Below are 16948 nucleotides of genomic sequence, written 5' to 3'. Positions count from 1 at the left end.
GGCCGGCCGCATCCTTACCGCCGGCCCGGCATCGGCGCTGGGCTGCGTCCGCTCGATGGCGCAGCCCAACGCCGTTCCTTAACTCGAAGTCGCGCCGCTAATCGGCGGAACAAACCCAGCCTTGAATACAGGCCTCCATACAGGCCGGCGTGGCGGTGAACAAACAGAATTTCTCGATTGGGGTCAGCTCCGGTACCGCATTCAAATCGGCGACGATGGTATTCAAGCTCTCCAGCCGGGCCAGACTGCGGCTGCGTTCCCGGCTGTAATACTCGGTATTCGGCAGATTGTTGATACAAGCGCGCAATTCGGCGGGCGTCGCCGCGCTCACCACGCAACTGCGCTCGTATTTGGTAATCGTCGGCAGCCGGCCGAATAGTTTGGCGATGTCGGCCGGCGCCGAAACCGCTGCGGCACTGGCGAATACGCCGAATGCAACCAATAGATAAGCTATTAGGGTTTTCATTTCGTGTTTCCTCGGTTTCGGTCCGGGGCGGAAGCGACACCCGAACCGGTTCTGATCAGGAACTTACCCCCTTCGGGCAAGGCTTCCGCTCCGCAACCGTTCAGGCCGGCTGAGATACAGCCTCGCGCCGGCCGCGCTGAGCCAGGGCCTGCAAATCGATCACCCGGTCCACCGAGGCAATGGTTTCCGGACGGTGGGCGATGATGATGCGGGTCAGTTTCAATTGCTGAATCGCGCCGTTGACCAAGCGCTCCCGCGCCACGTCCAAATGGCTGGTGGCTTCGTCCAGCACCAGAATCTTCGGCCGCTTGTACAAGGCCCGCGCCAGCAATACCCGCTGTTTCTGGCCGCCGGACAACACGGTGCCCATATCGCCGATCAGCGTGTTGTAGGCCATCGGCATCGCCACGATATCCTGGTGTACCGCCGCCAGTTGGGCGCAGGTTTCGATCCAGGCCTGGTCCGGTTCCGGGTCGAAGAAACAGATGTTGTCGGCAATCGACCCGGCGAAAAGCTGGTCTTCCTGCATCACCGCCGCGACCATGTCGCGGTAATCGCGGTTGTCGATTTGCGGCAAGCGCACGCCGCCGACCAGGATTTCGCCGGAACTCGGTTGCAACAGGCCAAGAATCAATTTGGCCAGCGTGGTCTTGCCGTAGCCGGACGGGCCGACGATGGCCACCGACTCTCCGGCCTGGATGTCCAGACTCAGATTGCTGATTACCGGCGGTTCGGACGGGGCGTAACTGAACTCCAAATCGCGGATTTGCACGCAGGCCGGCAAATCGCGCTGGCCGCAGCCCAAGCCGTTGCGCTCGGTGTCGGCCAGGGCGATATCGGCCACCCGCTCGGTATGCAGGCCCAGCATTTTGAATTCGATGCTTCTCTCGATGAAGCTGCCGACCCGATGCGTAAATTGGTCCTTGAACGACATGAAGGCAAACAGCATTCCCACCGAAAAGCCGCCGTCCAGAATGAACAGCGCGCCGAGCCAGACCACGGCGATGTTTTCCAGGCCGAACAACAGGCTGTTCAGCGCCTTGTAGACGATGCCCAGTTTTTGCACGCGGATACCGGCGTTGAAATGGTCCACCATCAGATTTTGGTAACCGGCCCGGCGCTGTAACTCGCGGTTGAATAGCTTCACGCTCTGCATGCCGCGCACCGTCTCCAGCAGATTGGTCTGCTGTTTGGCGCCGCGCAAGATTTGTTCCTCGGTCGCCAGCCTTAACGGCGTGAACAGACCGAGCCTTAATAAACCGTATAGCGCAGCCGCCAGACAGACGATGGCGGCCAGTTTCCAGCTGTAGACCAACATCATCGCCAACGTGACGATAGCCATCGCGCCATCGACGATGGCTTCCAGAAAACTGGTGGTCAGCGTGCGTTGGATCACGTTCAACGATTCGAAGCGGGAGACGATGTCGCCCAGATGGCGTTTTTCGAAAAAGCTCATCGGCAGTTGCAATAAATGGCCGAACAGATTGCTCAGCAATTGCAGATTGGCCGACGTGCTCAACACCAGGACCACCCAGGAGCGCAACGCGGTAATCGCGGTCTGGATCAGAAACAGCAACAAAAAGCCCAAACCCAGCACCGTCAGCAGATTATCGTCGCGGGACACGACCGCGTTATCGACCACCAGTTGCATAAAAAACGGCGCGACGATGGCAAACGCTTCAATGGCCGCAGCCAATAAAACGATTTGCCAAATCGCGCCGGCGGCCCCATCCAACTGGCCAATCAGGCGGGAGAGCTTGATTTGTTGACGTTCGGTTTTCGGCGTAAAGCTTTGGGTCGGCGCCAGTTCCAAAGCGATGCCGGTGAAATGTTTGGAGACTTCGCTAAACGGCAGATTCAACAGGCCTTTGGCCGGATCGTGTATCGTCGCCACACCGCGCTTGACCTGAGCCAACACCACGAAGTGGTTGAAATCCCAATGCAGAATCGCCGGCAGGCTCAGCTTGCCCAGCTCGGGCAAATCCAATTTGACTGGACGCGAGGCCAGATGCAACTGGTCGGCGATACGGATCAGATGGTTCAAAGTCGAGCCTTTCAGCGACACCGAAAACTTGCGGCGCAAGCTGGCGACGTCGAGCCGGTGACCATGGTGGGATGCCACCATCGCCAGACAGGCCAGCCCGCATTCGGCGGCTTCGGTTTGCAGAATCAGCGGGGTTTTCTTGCGGCCGGAAAAATCCAGCATGGCTTGTATGCTCATCGTTACACCCGTCCGGCAACGCTGTAGAGCGGTTCGAAGATCCAGTCGATCAAACGACGGTGGTCCAGCCAAATATCGGCATCCAGCAGCATGCCGGACTGCAACGGGATCTCCTGGCGGTAGGCCTGTACCGACTGTTTATCCAGCACCACCGTGACGCGGTATACCGCTTCCTGCAAGGTCACCGGCAAATCGGCGTCCTTCGGCGTTATCAGGGTCTTGGCGATCTCGACGATGCGGCCGCGCTGGCTGCCGAAACGCTGGTACGGAAAGGCCTGGTAACGGATCGCCACGGTTTGGCCGGTCTCGACGAAACCGACCGCGCTGGACGGCACCAGCAACTGGGCGCGCAGCTCGGCCCCGGCCGGCAGGATCGATAGCAACGGATTACCGGTGCCGGCATTCTGGCCCTGTTCGGCCAGAATAGCCGTCGCGGTGCCGTCGTGCGGTGCGGTAATGACGATGTTGCGGCGCGACTCGGATTCGGTGATGTTCTGGTTCAAGGTCGAGATACTGCGTTCGATTGCCGCGCGCTGGTTTTTAAACTTCATCTGGCTGCTGTCCACTTCCAGTTGCGTAGCGCGGATGTCGCGTTCCAACGTCATTTGCAGCCGTTGCAAGGCTTGCAGTTTGGCTTGGTGGTCCAGCCATTCGTCCTGTTTTTGCTGGGCCTGTACCGCCGAGACGAATTTGGTCGGCAGTAATTGTTGGTAGCGTTGCAACGTGGCTTCAGCGCCGGCCAGGCGTTGCTGCTGGGTCGCGATCTCGCCGTTGACTTGCTGCAGTTCGCGTTGCATGCCGTGCAAGCGGTCCAGCAAGGCACGGTATTGGATTCGGTCGATGTGTTCCTGCTGGCCCAATTCGGCTTCCAGGCTTTCCCGGCGCTGTTTCAGTTGTGCTATCGCGGCGGCCTGGGCCTGCGGCGTGTCGCGGGAACTGCTGTCGGTGGACAGCACGAACAGCGTATCGCCGGCCTTGACGGCCTGGCCTTCCTTGACGTGTTTTTCGATCAAAGTGCCGGCTTGCGGCGGGTAAACCTTGATCAAACCCATGCTCGGCGCCAAATAGCCGCTGACATGGGATTTGCGGGTATATTCGCCCCAAAAGGCGAAAGCGATCAGCAGCGCGGCGCTGCCGACCGCCAACGCGGTCAGAACGGAAAACGGCAAAGCTTCCACGCGTATCACCTCCCCCAAAGGCTTGTCTTTTTTAAAATCCAAGGCTTGTTGTCGAAATAATGGTTGTTTCATGCTGCCGTTCCCCTTACCAAGACCAAAGCGCTCAGATAACGCCGTAATCGGCCGCCAGCCGCATCTCGTCGCTGGGTTTGAGGTTATTGGTCACCACTTGCGGACATCTGAAACAGGCCGCCTTCCCCTCTTGGTTCCACCAACGGCAATCGGCGCGGATCGCGCACACCGGCAATTGCTCGGTAACCGACGGCGTGAACCGCACGACTTTTTCGGCCAAGCGGCATTTCGATTCCTCGGCGGCAAAATGGCCGCAGCCGCTGCAGGCGCAAGGCGCCGAGAAACGAAACACTTCGGCCGGCGTCACCGGACCGGCCATCGCCAGCACGTGTTCGGTGACCGGTTGCGGCGTATTCAAATACGCCATTTCCGGCCGCTCCGGGGTGCCGGCCATTACGCCGATCACCTGGGCTCCTTCCCATTCCGGCTGGGCGCTGGGGCATAACACTGCGTTATCCGAGGCCATGGCGCGCTCAACCCTGCAGGGTTGCTCCTTGAATGCCGGCCGCCAGTCCGCCGGCGGCCGGGTTGGTGGCCAAGCCGTTGACGGCTTTGAATTGGTCGAACCATGGGCCGCCGGCGATGATGCCTTTGCTCAGCACCAGGCTGGCCGAGGCGCCGCCGCTGACTAGCTCCAGCTCGGCAGCGCTCAATTCGCTGCCGGCTTCGGCGCGGGCCTGCAATGCGCGTTGCTTGCCTTGTTCGGCGAAAGCGGACAAATCGTCGGCGGAAATCCGGGTTGTTTTGTTTGACATGACTGTTCTCCAGACTGCGGTTGCAAAATCCCTAGCGCACCAGAACGTTCTGGGCCAGGGTTTTAACGTTGATCACATTCGCGCCGGGATTGATTACCGGCCAGAATTTGCGCGGAAATTGGCTCAAATCGCCTTCGGGACCGATCAGGCCGCCGGCGACCAGGTTCAACTCCTGAGCCGACAAGACCTTCAGGTCCGGGGTAAATGTTTGTGGTTTGGACATGTGCTTGCTCCATCGGAAAGAAAAATCCGGACCGGGTCCGGCGTCGGAAACATGCGGCGCGGATACAGCCATCGGGCCGTCTCGCAACCTCCCCGCCTGCGGCCGCTAGCCGGCGGCGGGTGTAGATACTTTAGAGACGCCACCCGGCCGCAGACAGTGACAAATTGCACTGCCAAGCTGTGGCGTTATTAACCTGGAGACTTGGGATGTTAGGGAAGATCGGTAAGGCTGCCGTCTGATGGGCGTTATTGTCAGTTCGACGCACAAATAGATCTGGTTAAGGCAGGACAAGCGAGATCCAGGCCGAGGCCTAGTAGCGGAAGCGCGCTTGCCGACAATAAGGGGACGTAAGGGCGATTTCGCCGTGGGCTCACTACACTGGCTTGCTAGAGGCTAGGGATGAGATTCGTTTGGAATCGGTTACTAACGGAAAGCCGGAGTGTTCCAGCCATCGTCAGCAGTGAAGTCCGGAGCAACCAACCAGAAAAATTGGCATTTCGATGGCTCTATCTAACACTGCTCATCCCAAGCAACTTCAGCCATGCAATTTACTTATCGCGTTACTCATTCGTCATGCATTACCCATTAGCAGGTTGGTGAAAAACTCTTTTTTGCAACCAATCAGACCTATATTTAGTACTACAAGATTGATTCAGCACTAAATAAAGGCTTCTTATAGCTAAATTAGTGGCCAGAATATGGTTTTTCACCAACCTGTTAGGGAGCCTCTAAAAATCCACGATTAATCAGATTCGGGGCGTAAAACGCGCTCGAAAGCTGACATTTCCAAGCGGACTACCTTCAACTCGAAGCCTTTTCAGCTCCGATGGGCGGCATCAAGACGTAGCTACCCTGCGAATGACGCAAAAACGTCGCATGTTGTACACCAGATTCATGAAGCCGATACGTACTTCGGCGCGGGCTAGGCCAATGCAACGAACCGTCGTGCCGCCCCATTGCGCCATCCAGGCAAACACGTGCTCGACCCGACAGCGGGTTTTGGAACGGGTGCTGTTGCCTTGTTTTTCCCGGTCGGTCAGCGGCTTGCCGCGCACCCCTTTGCGGTGAATCCGGCTGTGGTAACCTTGCGCTTTAAGGCTGGCTTCCGTAGCTTCGGATCGGTACGCACTGTCGGCCCGCACCGCGTGGCTGGTGTTGCCGCTATCGAGCAAGCCGTTCAGGGCTTGGGAGTCGTGGACGCTGGCATCGGTGACCGTGTATTTGCGCACTAACTTGTGGGCGTTGTCGACGTTGACGTGGTTCTTGTACCCGTAATAGCTCTTGTCGCCTTTCTTGGTCCAGCGCGCATCGGTATCCTTCTGACTGCGTTTGGAGGCTGACCAGTCCTCGACGGTTTCGCCAGCTTTAATCCGGGCGTTCTCGTCCGGCGTATTACGCTGCACCGGCGCCTTGACGAAGCTGGCGTCAATCAGTTGACCCTTGCGGGCGATCAAGCCGGCACGGTCCAATTGCCGGTTGAATTCGTTGAATAACGTCTCGGTGAGTTTCAGTTCTTTGAGTGACTCACGAAATAGCCAGAAACTGTTGCGATCCGGCGCGTGCTTGGCATCCGACAAACCGATAAAACGCTGAAAACTGCGCCGGTCTTCGATTTGAAACTCCAGTTGCTCGTCGCTGGTAATCCCCCCAAATTTAACCGTGATTAAAAGTAGAGGTTAAGCGGCGTTGGCCAATTTTTGCATAGGTGTTATTCCGCCAAGGGCCATATTGGGTCGCTGATGATTGTAAATCCATAACCATTGGTCGGCAAAGTGCTGTACCTCAGCAATCGAATCAAACAGGTGCTGGGCGAGCCATTCGTAACGTGATCCCCAGCATCAAAAACGGACAGATCAAGAAGCGAGTGATTGATAAAACTGGGTTTCAAATTCAACGGGGCTTAAAAAGCCATTGGTTGAGTGCAGTCTGACGGGATTGTAATCGGTTTCGATGTATTCAAATACCGTTTGCCGCATAGCTTTTCGTGTTAATTTCGGTTAACACGAGACAGCAATTTAACTCAAACAAACCTGACTTCCACCAACTGGTTCAATTTCGTTTTTCTCGCCTCCCAATCCTTCATGACGGAAGCCAGCAACTTATAAAACGCCTGGTTATGGTTTCGCTCTTTCAGATGGCACAGCTCATGGGTAATGACGTAATCGATGCATTCCTTTGGGGCGGCGATCAATTCCGGATTCAAAATGATCTTGCCGGATTGGGTGCAGCTGCCCCAGCGTGTGGACATCAAACGCAGTTGAAAGCCCGGCTGTAGCGGATAAATTCGAAGCTTTTCAACCAGCGCCAAACAATGCTCGTAGCGTTCGTTAAATACCGCATCCGCGCGTGATCTTAGCCACGCTTGCACGAGTGATTTCACTTTTTCACGATTCGCGGCGTCCGAGACATCGACGTTCAAATGGCCGCGCTGCAATTTCACCTGATCGTTGCTGGCTTGATTAACCCGCAATCGATACTGCCGCCCCAAATAGCGCACGCTTTCCCCTGAAACATAACGTCGCTGCGGCAACTCCGGCGGATAAGCAGCAAATTGCAGTTGTTGTTTAAAAATCCATCTCGCGCGTTTTTTGACTTTCGCGGCAATCGCCTCGTCGTTTGCGGTCAGCGGCGCATCCACCACCACGCTACCGTTGGGATAAACATGGATAGCCAGGGTTTTACGCTCGGCGCGTTGCAGCCTGTATTCGATCTGCGAATCGCCAAATTGCACACGACGATTTTCAGTTTGCGGCGACATGTCCGTTTTCAAGGCAACGGCATTCAAATCATCGCTCCCTGCGTTCGGCAATAGACAATATTTGATGGGTGATCCGCTCGATAAGCTCCAAATCCATCGCCAGCTCGTACCGGCCTTTCAGGCTATACAGGTAATCCTCGATCTCGTTCAGCATCAGGTTCTTAATGTCCTGATTTCGCGTCCAGTCACGAATTTTGTGCTCGCGGATAATCTCTTCCAGTTTTACTGCCGTTTCCGCTGCAAACACGTCGGGTGTGACACCCGGAACAGAATAAGCCGCCATAGGTTCTTGGATGACACCGTAGTAGGCTTTGGCTTCATCCCGGTGGGTCAAAATATCGGGCAACTCGGAACTCGTTTTTCCGCGCAACTCATCCAAGGTTTCTCGAATCCGTTTCAGATATTCCAGATCGGAAAGCCGTTTTGCCCGATGTTCGGCAATCGCTTCGTCGATCAGCTCGGATAGGCGTTTATACAAAGCCGGGTCTTCCTCCATCTTTTCGGTGATGGTTTTCTTCACCCTGGAAGCAATCGCATCGGCTTTAGCCGCATCGCCTTCGATAGAATCGATCTCATGCTCAAACTCATCAATCGCAAACACATTGACCGGAGAAATCAACTGTTTCACCGCATCCGCGCCGATGTATTTATTCACCATATTGCGGATTTGGGTTTCATAGGCCGAATAGTCCACCACTTCGCCAAAGCGTTGCTTCACGGCCTGACGCAGGTTCAGGAAGTATTTCAAATCGTCCTTGTAACGAGCGATTTTCATTTCCGGCGTTTCATCCTGGAACTTGGCATTCGCCAACGCCAATTGCAGGGTCTTGGCGAACAACGACAACACCTCGTAAAAGCGTTGCCGCCGATCTTCCGGCTCCAGATGCCGTTGCATGGCTTCCAAATCCTTTTGGTTTTCGACTTCCTTGAAGACTTCCCAGACATTGGTATGACGTTGCGGTAATAGCTTGATCTCTTCGCTGATGTCGGTCAGCGTGCCTTCCACATCTTCCGGATCAAACCCTTCGTTTTCTAAAGCGGCATAGGTGTCGATGGCTTCGTTCAGCTCGCCGAAAATACCCCGATAGTCGATAATCAGGCCGTAGTCCTTGCCTTCAAACAACCGATTCACACGGGCAATGGCTTGCAGGATATTGTGTTCCTTCAGGCGTTTATCCAGATACAGCACACTGTTTCTAGGGGCGTCGAAGCCGGTGAGCAGTTTGTCCACCACGATCAGGATTTCCGGGTCGTCGGAGTATTTAAAGGCATTGATGATGCTCTCTTGATATTTCTCATCATTGCCATACTTCGCCATCATCGCTTTCCAGAAGACTTGTACGTCCTCCAAGGCATCTTCATCGACGGTTTTATTGCCTTCGCGGGTATCCGGCGGCGAAATCACTACCTCCGTGGTCACATCGCCAAACTCATCAAAGTATTTTTTATAACGTAAGGCCATAGCTTTGCTGGATACGGCAAACTGGCCTTTCTTGCCAGTACCTCGGTAGTTGTCCTTAAAGTGCTGACCAATGTCATAGGCAATTTCGGCTAAACGTTGGTCGGACTTGCTCAGCTCTTCTTCGCGGCGGAATTTCTTCTTTAAATCGGCTTTCTGTTCGCTGGTCAGGTCTTTGGTGATGCGCTCAAACCATTTATCGATTTGCGCCTTGTCGCCATGCAACTCGCTCATGCGGCCTTCATACAGCAACGGGGTGACAGCGCCATCGGCAACCGCCTGGTTCATGGTGTATTTATGGATAAAGCCGCCAAACTTGGCCGCCGTGGTCTTTTCCTTTTTCAGTAACGGTGTACCGGTAAAACCGATATAGCAGGCATTGGGAAACACGTTCTGCATCTTGGCATGTGATATGCCGTATTGAGAGCGGTGCGATTCATCGACCAGGACAAAGATATTGCTGCTGGCGTCGCTGACCTTGCGTTTGCGGCTGGCAGACTCGAACTTGTCGATAATGGTGGTGATGATACTGGCCTTGTTATGGGCGATCAGTTCAATCAGATGCTCGCCGGTTTTGGCCTGTACCACCGGCTTACCGCAGGCATGGAAGGTTTTATAGATTTGGTCATCCAGATCGATGCGGTCGGTGACTAATACGATCTTGGGATTAGCGATGTCTGGTGCCAGCACCAAGGCTTTAGCCAACATCACCATCGTCAGTGACTTACCGGAACCGGTGGTATGCCAGATCACGCCTCCCGGTCGCTGGCTATCGCCTTTGCGCTGCGTAACCCGATCCAGGGTGGCGCCGACGGCAAAATATTGTTGGTAACGGCAAATCTTCTTTTCCTTGTTGTCGAAGACGATGTATTGATAAACCAGCTCCAGTAAACGTTCTGGTCGTAACAAGCTATGAAGGGCTTTATCTTGCGGTGAAGGCAGACGTTCTCCAGCCTGCCACACCGTTTCCATTGCGCGGCGTTGGCGTTCATCGCGCTCTGCAAACAACCGCGATTTAAGATTTTCACTCAATGCTTGATTGACCAACCCATGCAGATGCTTTTCCTGAGCGTGTTGATCCTCTTCCTTCCAGATCGCCCAAAACTTGGCCGGTGTCCCAGTGGTGCCGTACAAAGCCTTGTTCTGGCTGACCGTTACTAAAATCTGCGCGTAGGTAAACAGCTCCGGAATTTCATCGATGCGTTGATTGCGTAAATGCTGGCTGATGCCTTCTTCAGCGGCATCTTTCAGATCAGGACGTTTGCATTCGATCACCGCCAACGGAATGCCGTTCACAAACAGCACAATATCCGGCCGGCGGGTTTGTTTGCTGTGGCGACGCTCCAACACGAATTCATCGCAGACGTGATAGACGTTGTTTTCCGGACGCTGCCAGTCGATGTAATGCAGAGAAAAGCTCTTGGTGTAACCGTCGATGGTTTGCTCCAGGCTTTTACCCAAGGTCAGCAAGTCGTACACCTGCTCGCTGGTATTCATCAGGCTATCGAACGGAATATCGGTCAATGCCTGTACGGCTTTTTGGATGTTGCTGTCGCTGAATGCGTATTGCTGGCCTTTGAAGGTAATCGAATTGAATTTTCGCAGTTGTTCGCGTAATACGCTTTCCAAGATCAGCTTGGACGTTCTGCCACCGCGTAAGGCCAAGTTCTGTGAAGGTGTCAGGTACCGATAGCCTAACTGGTTAAGCAAGCCGACGGCAGGCAGCAGCGAGGACAAATCTTCCAGATACTCATGCGCGGCCATGCTTACCCCAGTAACGACAACACGGTGTCAAAGGCTTTGATTTCCGCTGCCATCGACAGCTGGAGGAAATCTTGATAATCGTTTTGAGTATGGGCTTTATCCAAGGCTTCGTAATAGGCCAGTCGGTCGGCGGCCTGAAAGATCATCGGTAAATAGCCTGACTTCATCAAATCGAAATTCATCAGCAACCTAGCTGTGCGGCCATTGCCATCCACAAACGGATGAATTTTGACAAAGTCCACATGCAAGCGGGCGGCGCGTTCGATGGGGTGACCGGTAAAGGCGTGATAGGCCTGCACTAACTCGGCCATCTGTTCCGGCACATGCAGAAAATCGGGTGGCCTGTGTTCGGCACCGGCAATCAACACGTTCTCATGGCGATAGACGCCCGCGTTTGGGCTGTCGATGTTTTTCAGCACCAGTTGGTGAATGGCTTTAATCAAGCGTTCGGAAAACACTTCGTCACCGGCAATCACCGCCTCGACATAGTCGATAGCGTCCTTGTGATTGATAACCTCGAAATGCTCGCGCATGGACTTGCCGCCGATGGTGATGCCTTCCAACACCACCTTGGTTTCTTTCAGCGTCAGCGTATTGCCTTCGATGGCGTTAGAGTTGTACGTCCATTCCAACACCCAGTGGTCGTGCAGGGATTTTAAGGTCTGCGGCGGCAGCGGACGGCGGGCGTCGAGTTCGGCTTTGAGTTGGTCGCAGCGTTCAAACATCGCCATCCACCTTGACCCGTTTTTTACCGGTCAGTAGTTGTTGCATCAGACCTTTCTTTTGTTCTTTCAGTGCAGCCAGTTGCTTTTGATGGGTTTCGATTTCGGTGTCGGCGGCAGTGAGGATGGAGGCGATTTTTTGTTGTTCTTCAAGAGAAATGGGACACCAAAATCTGGTCTTCTTTGCATTTTGTATCGTATAAGTACCTACTGTAGTTATTGATGCCTGTTCAATGATTTGATTCTGTACAAAGTCTGATTGAAAACTGTATTTAAAAAAATCAGACTCAATTCCTTCTCTAAGTTTGAACCAAATGACATTGCCATCTTTGAAGTAGAAGTTATCTCCAGCTTTCACTTGATAGGCTATCCCCAAAGTCCCAACACCACTAACTAAAAAGTCGCCATTTCTTGGTAAACCATATTTATCTGATAGTTCCTGAAAGAGCTCTTGAGATATATAAACCTCGCTACCAAACGGCTCATTTTTGCTTAAAGAAACCAACTCTCTAGTTCGATAAAACGGTACTCCCTCATTAGTCCAGTCTGTCTGCAAGACTCGCTTGCTAGATCCAACATCAAAGAAATCTTTAACAAATTTTAGCTCCCACTTTCCATTAAACCTAACTCCGCTCTTATCCAGCAAGCGATTTTCCCCGGTCAAAAGCTGCTGCATCAGGGCTTTTTTGCGCTTTTGCTTGGCGGCTATCAGGGCTTCCAATTTTTCAATGGCTTTGTCCCAAGTGGAAAGGATTTGGGCGATTTTTTGTTGTTCGGGGAGTGTGGGTAGAAGAACCGGAAAATCTTTTAATTGAGTAGAATTTATACTTGCTAGATTCGTGCTCTGCTTGGAACAACTCAGAAAATAAGTTTTTCCATAATGGCTTGCTGAAAGCGCCGCTAGAAAATATGAATTCAGTTTTTGCTGGTTAGGACGAACAGCGAAAACATGATTTTGGTGGAGGCATGGATTTATTTGTCCATTCCACACATCTCCACGACCTAACTTGTCAAAATCGCCGCCTTCAGTCATTAAAACATCGCCAATCTTTAAGCTGAATCGTTCAATTTGGTTTCTTTCGATTTGAATATTCTTTACATCGGATAGATCAATATAACCATCTTGAACATTAGCGACTCTCAAATAAGGCAATTCAATTGGGTCTTTAAGATTTTGCTTTCCCTTAGCGACTCCGGTTCTTACCTCTGCAACATTTGAAAGAGAGATTTTTTGCCAACCATCAGGAATTCGCATTACCCAACTCCTTCAAATAACCCGCCATTTCCTGATTGGTTTGAACTACCCCCTCCCGGCCTCCCCCTTCACAGGGGGAGGAGCTTTCTCCCTCCCCTGGCAAGGGGAGGGCCGGGGTGGGGTTGCTTTCCATCACCTTCATCAATACCCCTTCCAGATTTTGCATCACCTCTTGATTGGTAAAGCGTAAAACACGTAATCCCAGGCGCTGTAAATAAATATCTCGTTCGGTATCAGCCGTTTGCGCTTCTGGATGGAAATGACTGTCGCCATCCAGTTCGACTACCAACTTCCACTCAGGACAATAAAAATCAACGATGTAATGACCTATGCCATGCTGGCGACGAAACTTTGCACCCACTTGTTTACCTCGCACCGCTTGCCAAAAGCGTTTCTCCGGTTCAGTCGGATTTTTCCGCAGTTCTACCCGACGACCACGATATTGCGGCAGGTTGAAAATGGTTTCTTCAGATTTGGCCATCATCCAGTTCCTTCATTTATAAACATCCCCGCGACTGCCGGCCGTCATCAGAAAAATCACCAATTCCTGGTCAACGACTTGATAAATCAATCGGTATTGCCCAATCCGCAGCCGATAAATAGCATCGCCCGCGCCTTGCATGGGTTTGATGTCGAGCTGCTTAGAATCGCGTGGATTTTGGCGCAGTATTTCCAGTTTGTCGTAAAAGCGGTTTCGCCACTCGGGACTGAGCGACAGCAGAAATTTTTTAACGTGCTTATGGATTTTCAAGCGGTATGGCGTCATTGAAAATCGGCCTTTACGCTATCCCAATCTTCGAATTCAGTGTCATCACCCGCTTGCAAACGGGCTTGACTATTCGCTACGGCAATCCGTTCTTCTGCGCTCAGTGTGTCGCTGTCGTCCTCCAGAACATGTACGCTCTGGTTAGGCAGCAGTCGCAGAAAACTAATAATGTTTGGGTAGATACTTTCTTCAACTTCCAGACTGATCGTTTTCATCATGTTCACCTCTTAAATTTAATTCCCACTCTTTTTGCGCTTTTTCCGATAGCGATTCAACGGTTTCGTTTTTCCAAAGCTGGGTTTGCCATTGCGTATAATCAAATTGCTCGCGTTTTATCAACATGATAAAACGTTCGGCATCGACCATGCTCAAACTGGAAAACAAGGCTTGGAATCCGGCACCAATAATTTCGGCATCGGTTTTCATCCTTTATAACCCAACTCCTTCAAATAACTCGCCATTTCCAATTTCACGCCCTCCAGCTCGCTTTCCAACTGGCTAATTTCCGTCTGCACCGCATTGATGTCGATTTCGGCTTCTTCTTCAAAGGTATCGACATAACGCGGAATGTTCAGGTTAAAGTCGTTGTCCTTGATTTCGTCAAAGCTGGCGAGGTAGGCGTATTTATCAACGGTTTCCCGAGCTTGATAAGTGGCGACGATCTTGTCGATGTCGGATTGCCGCAGTCGGTTCTGGTTTTTGTCGTTCTGATATTCACGGCTGGCATCAATGAACAAGACGTTGCTATCGGCTTTGTTACGTTTGAACACCAACACCGCCGCCGGAATGCCGGTGCCATAAAACAGGTTAGCCGGCAAACCAATCACCGCATCCAGCAAATTTTCTTCAATCAGTTGCTGACGAATTTTGCCTTCGCTGGAACTTCTAAATAACACGCCATGCGGCACCACCACACCCACCCGACCGGAGTCCTTGGTGGTGGTTTCGATCATGTGCGAGATAAAGGCGTAATCGCCTTTGGATTGCGGCGGCAGGCCGCGATGGAAGCGTTTGTAAGCGTCGTTGCTGGCTTCGTTGTAGCCCCATTTATCCAGCGAAAACGGCGGATTGGCGACCACCACTTCAAACTTCATGGTGGTGTCGTCTTCGATCAGTTTTGGGCTGCGGATGGTATCGCCCCATTCGATACGGGCATTGTCCATACCATGCAGGAACATGTTCATCTTCGCCAAAGCCCAGGTGGCACCGGTGATTTCCTGACCGTACAGGGCAAAGTCTTTGATACCGTTTTTCAGCAACTGGTTACCGCATTTAATCAGTAAGGAGCCGGAACCACAGGCAGGGTCGGCAATACGCTCGCCCGCTTGCGGATTGACCAGTTCGGCGATCAGCTCCGAGACTTCGGCAGGGGTATAGAATTCACCGGCTTTTTTGCCGGCTCCAGCCGCGAATTTGGCGATCAGGTATTCATAGGCATTGCCGATCACATCGAGATTGCCAACCCGCGACGGGCGTAAATCCAGGCGGGTATCGTGAAAGTCTTCCAGCAGGTGTTTCAGGCGGGCGTTGCGGTCTTTGGTTTGGCCGAGGTTGGCTTCGGAATTGAAGTCGATGTTTCTGAATACGCCAGCCAGCTTTTGTTTGTTGGATTCTTCGATATGTTCCAGGGCGATGTTGATGACTTCGCCAATATTGGACTCGTTACGTTGGTTGTACAGTGCGTCGAAGCTACAGCCTTTGGGCAACACAAAGCGTTCGCGCTGCAAACGGCGCAAGATCATGTCTTCATCGTCGCCGAATTTGGTTTTGAGTTCGTCGTAATGTTCTTGCCAAACGTCGGAAATGTATTTCACAAACAGCATGACCAGGATGTAGCTTTTATACTCCGATGCATCGACGACACCGCGAAAGGTATCGCAGGCCTTCCAGAGAATGCTGTTGATTTCGTCCTGGTTGATTTGGGTGGTCATGCGTTGTCCTCTTGATACGGTTCCAATGTTTGATCGAATAGCTGGTCTAAAAATTGTTTTTTCTTGTCGATTAACTGTTCCAGCAAGGCTTTTTCCCGCAGTCGACATCGATGAGCGTTAACGATGTTGTGCTGTACGGCCAACGGCGGCAGGATGATGGGCAGGTTTTCCAAGGTCGTGCGATTGACGTGCGGCAAGGCAGTACCGGCGACATGCTGCGAGAAATAACGCTGGGCACGGCTATGGTTGATCGACCACGCCAAGAATGCCGGGCTAATCAGCCGGTGTTGTTGCGGCTTGAGTCGCAAGATAAAGAAATGCGGCCCGGCGACGGTGTTGTCCAGATCGTGTTCGATCAGCGTCGCGAATATGCGATAGCCTCGACCCATAAACAAAATATCATCCCGCCGCAGATAATCCGGCTTTTTCCGCCCGGTCAGCATGACACGAAATAAATGACTAACATCCAAGCCACGTTCCGCATCGACATCTTTCATCTGCACGACAGCTAAGTCGCCGTCCGGCACATGTTGAATACTGCCGCGTATCGGGTGACCGGCGGAAATGTATGCAAGTTGATGGATATTCATTTCTTCTGCATTTTCTACGATGCTGCAAAAGATAGGGTTAAGACCCTGTCTTGTCAATTTTTGTTTTGCATTAAATTTGAAGATGCAGATTGATTAAAGTGGCATTACGACCAATGTAATCACTTTTGCTAAAGCGGCTTAAACTAAGCGTTGCACTGATTCACTTACTCAGGAGTCTTCAAATGTCGTTATCCATGTATGCCATTACGGTAACCCCAATCGTTCGCAATTTGACGCAATTACGACAGATTCTGGAAAAGGCAGAGCTTTACGCGGAATCCAAGAAGATCGATCCGTCGGTCTTGGTCAACGCCAGACTATTCCCGGACATGTACCCATTGAAACGCCAGGTGCAGATTGCCAGCGACGTTGCCAAGGGCGCTGTTTCCCGATTAGCGGGGCAAGAGCCGCCGAAATTTGAAGATGTCGAAAACTCTTTTCCTGAGTTGATCGAACGCGTTGATAAAACACTGGCACATATCAATTCGTTTACTGCCAGCCAAATCGACGGTAGCGAAGACAACACCATTTTGCTACCCCGGCATGATCGAACATCGACCTTTACGGGTTTGGCTTACGTGACAGACTTCGTGCTGCCGAATGTGTATTTTCACGTCACCACCACCTACGTAATTCTGCGGCATAACGGGCTGGAAATCGGTAAGAAGGATTATCTCGGGGACGTGGGGTGATGAATGGTTGATGTAAAAGCGGCCTTCAGGATGTTCGGTTGACAGTGATGTTTAGACCCCTAGTTGACATTCGAAGGTTTGCGCTCGATGTCGGCA

At 52.5% G+C, this 16948-nt stretch carries 18 protein-coding genes and 2 pseudogenes; 1 reads left to right on the top strand and 19 read right to left on the bottom strand.

Annotated elements, in window-relative coordinates; translation table 11 throughout:
• Positions 1-97: 97 nt before the first annotated feature.
• From VXJ35_RS09875 to VXJ35_RS09785, 19 genes and pseudogenes are all read right to left on the bottom strand, one after another.
• Positions 98-466, bottom strand: coding sequence for a hypothetical protein (locus VXJ35_RS09875; protein WP_064021404.1), 369 nt, complete (start codon positions 464-466; stop codon positions 98-100).
• A 100-nt stretch (positions 467-566) separates the two neighbouring features.
• A complete protein-coding gene (locus tag VXJ35_RS09870; RefSeq protein ID WP_064021403.1) occupies positions 567-2687 on the bottom strand; it encodes a peptidase domain-containing ABC transporter in 2121 nt (706 codons plus the stop codon).
• A gap of 2 nt (positions 2688-2689) precedes the next feature.
• Positions 2690-3937 carry an HlyD family secretion protein gene (locus VXJ35_RS09865; RefSeq protein ID WP_064021402.1) on the bottom strand — a complete coding sequence of 416 codons (1248 nt, stop codon included), beginning with the start codon at positions 3935-3937 and terminating at the stop codon, positions 2690-2692.
• Positions 3938-3968: 31 nt separating this feature from the next.
• Complete coding sequence (locus VXJ35_RS09860; protein ID WP_064021401.1) at positions 3969-4403, bottom strand: hypothetical protein; 435 nt, start codon at positions 4401-4403, stop codon at positions 3969-3971.
• A gap of 7 nt (positions 4404-4410) precedes the next feature.
• Positions 4411-4692, bottom strand: a complete 282-nt coding sequence (locus VXJ35_RS09855; protein WP_064021400.1) for a hypothetical protein — start codon at positions 4690-4692, stop codon at positions 4411-4413.
• A 31-nt stretch (positions 4693-4723) separates the two neighbouring features.
• Positions 4724-4915, bottom strand: a complete 192-nt coding sequence (locus VXJ35_RS09850; protein WP_064021399.1) for a hypothetical protein — start codon at positions 4913-4915, stop codon at positions 4724-4726.
• Between the two features lie 836 nt (positions 4916-5751).
• A complete protein-coding gene (locus VXJ35_RS09845) occupies positions 5752-6558 on the bottom strand; it encodes an IS5 family transposase (RefSeq protein WP_269454929.1) in 807 nt (268 codons plus the stop codon).
• A 33-nt stretch (positions 6559-6591) separates the two neighbouring features.
• Positions 6592-6741, bottom strand: a pseudogene (locus tag VXJ35_RS09840) (integrase core domain-containing protein); the annotation flags it as partial.
• 27 nt (positions 6742-6768) lie between these two features.
• Positions 6769-6903, bottom strand: a pseudogene (locus VXJ35_RS09835) (IS3 family transposase); the annotation flags it as partial.
• A gap of 32 nt (positions 6904-6935) precedes the next feature.
• Positions 6936-7673 carry a M48 family metallopeptidase gene (locus tag VXJ35_RS09830; protein WP_064023453.1) on the bottom strand — a complete coding sequence of 246 codons (738 nt, stop codon included), beginning with the start codon at positions 7671-7673 and terminating at the stop codon, positions 6936-6938.
• A gap of 28 nt (positions 7674-7701) precedes the next feature.
• The gene (locus VXJ35_RS09825; RefSeq protein WP_064021397.1) at positions 7702-10896 is read right to left on the bottom strand and encodes a type I restriction endonuclease subunit R; all 3195 of its coding nucleotides are present in this window, start codon (positions 10894-10896) and stop codon (positions 7702-7704) included.
• Positions 10897-10898: 2 nt separating this feature from the next.
• Positions 10899-11621, bottom strand: a complete 723-nt coding sequence (locus VXJ35_RS09820; RefSeq protein WP_157198136.1) for a Fic family protein — start codon at positions 11619-11621, stop codon at positions 10899-10901.
• Positions 11614-12873 carry a restriction endonuclease subunit S gene (locus VXJ35_RS09815; protein WP_064021395.1) on the bottom strand — a complete coding sequence of 420 codons (1260 nt, stop codon included), beginning with the start codon at positions 12871-12873 and terminating at the stop codon, positions 11614-11616. Before VXJ35_RS09815 ends, VXJ35_RS09820 begins: the two co-directional genes overlap by 8 nt.
• Complete coding sequence (locus VXJ35_RS09810) at positions 12860-13357, bottom strand: endonuclease domain-containing protein (RefSeq protein WP_064021394.1); 498 nt, start codon at positions 13355-13357, stop codon at positions 12860-12862. Before VXJ35_RS09810 ends, VXJ35_RS09815 begins: the two co-directional genes overlap by 14 nt.
• A 9-nt stretch (positions 13358-13366) precedes the next feature.
• Positions 13367-13639, bottom strand: a complete 273-nt coding sequence (locus tag VXJ35_RS09805; RefSeq protein WP_064021393.1) for a type II toxin-antitoxin system RelE/ParE family toxin — start codon at positions 13637-13639, stop codon at positions 13367-13369.
• Positions 13636-13857 (bottom strand): hypothetical protein, encoded by a 222-nt coding sequence (locus VXJ35_RS09800; protein ID WP_064021392.1) that lies wholly within the window; start codon positions 13855-13857, stop codon positions 13636-13638. Before VXJ35_RS09800 ends, VXJ35_RS09805 begins: the two co-directional genes overlap by 4 nt.
• Complete coding sequence (locus VXJ35_RS09795; RefSeq protein ID WP_064021391.1) at positions 13829-14065, bottom strand: hypothetical protein; 237 nt, start codon at positions 14063-14065, stop codon at positions 13829-13831. Before VXJ35_RS09795 ends, VXJ35_RS09800 begins: the two co-directional genes overlap by 29 nt.
• Positions 14062-15570, bottom strand: a complete 1509-nt coding sequence (locus tag VXJ35_RS09790; RefSeq protein ID WP_064021390.1) for a type I restriction-modification system subunit M — start codon at positions 15568-15570, stop codon at positions 14062-14064. Before VXJ35_RS09790 ends, VXJ35_RS09795 begins: the two co-directional genes overlap by 4 nt.
• Positions 15567-16160, bottom strand: coding sequence for a restriction endonuclease subunit S (locus tag VXJ35_RS09785; protein ID WP_064021389.1), 594 nt, complete (start codon positions 16158-16160; stop codon positions 15567-15569). The genes VXJ35_RS09790 and VXJ35_RS09785 overlap by 4 nt, the downstream gene beginning before the upstream one ends.
• Before the next feature lie 182 nt (positions 16161-16342).
• On the opposite strand from VXJ35_RS09785, the gene VXJ35_RS09780 reads away from it, so the two are divergent.
• The gene (locus VXJ35_RS09780; RefSeq protein WP_064021388.1) at positions 16343-16852 is read left to right on the top strand and encodes a DUF1993 family protein; all 510 of its coding nucleotides are present in this window, start codon (positions 16343-16345) and stop codon (positions 16850-16852) included.
• Positions 16853-16948: the final 96 nt, after the last annotated feature.

Origin of the sequence: Methylomonas sp. DH-1 (assembly GCF_046097555.1) — a bacterium.
In the GTDB taxonomy this organism is placed as follows: domain Bacteria; phylum Pseudomonadota; class Gammaproteobacteria; order Methylococcales; family Methylomonadaceae; genus Methylomonas; species Methylomonas koyamae.
This window is presented reverse-complemented; position numbering and strand designations above follow the sequence as displayed.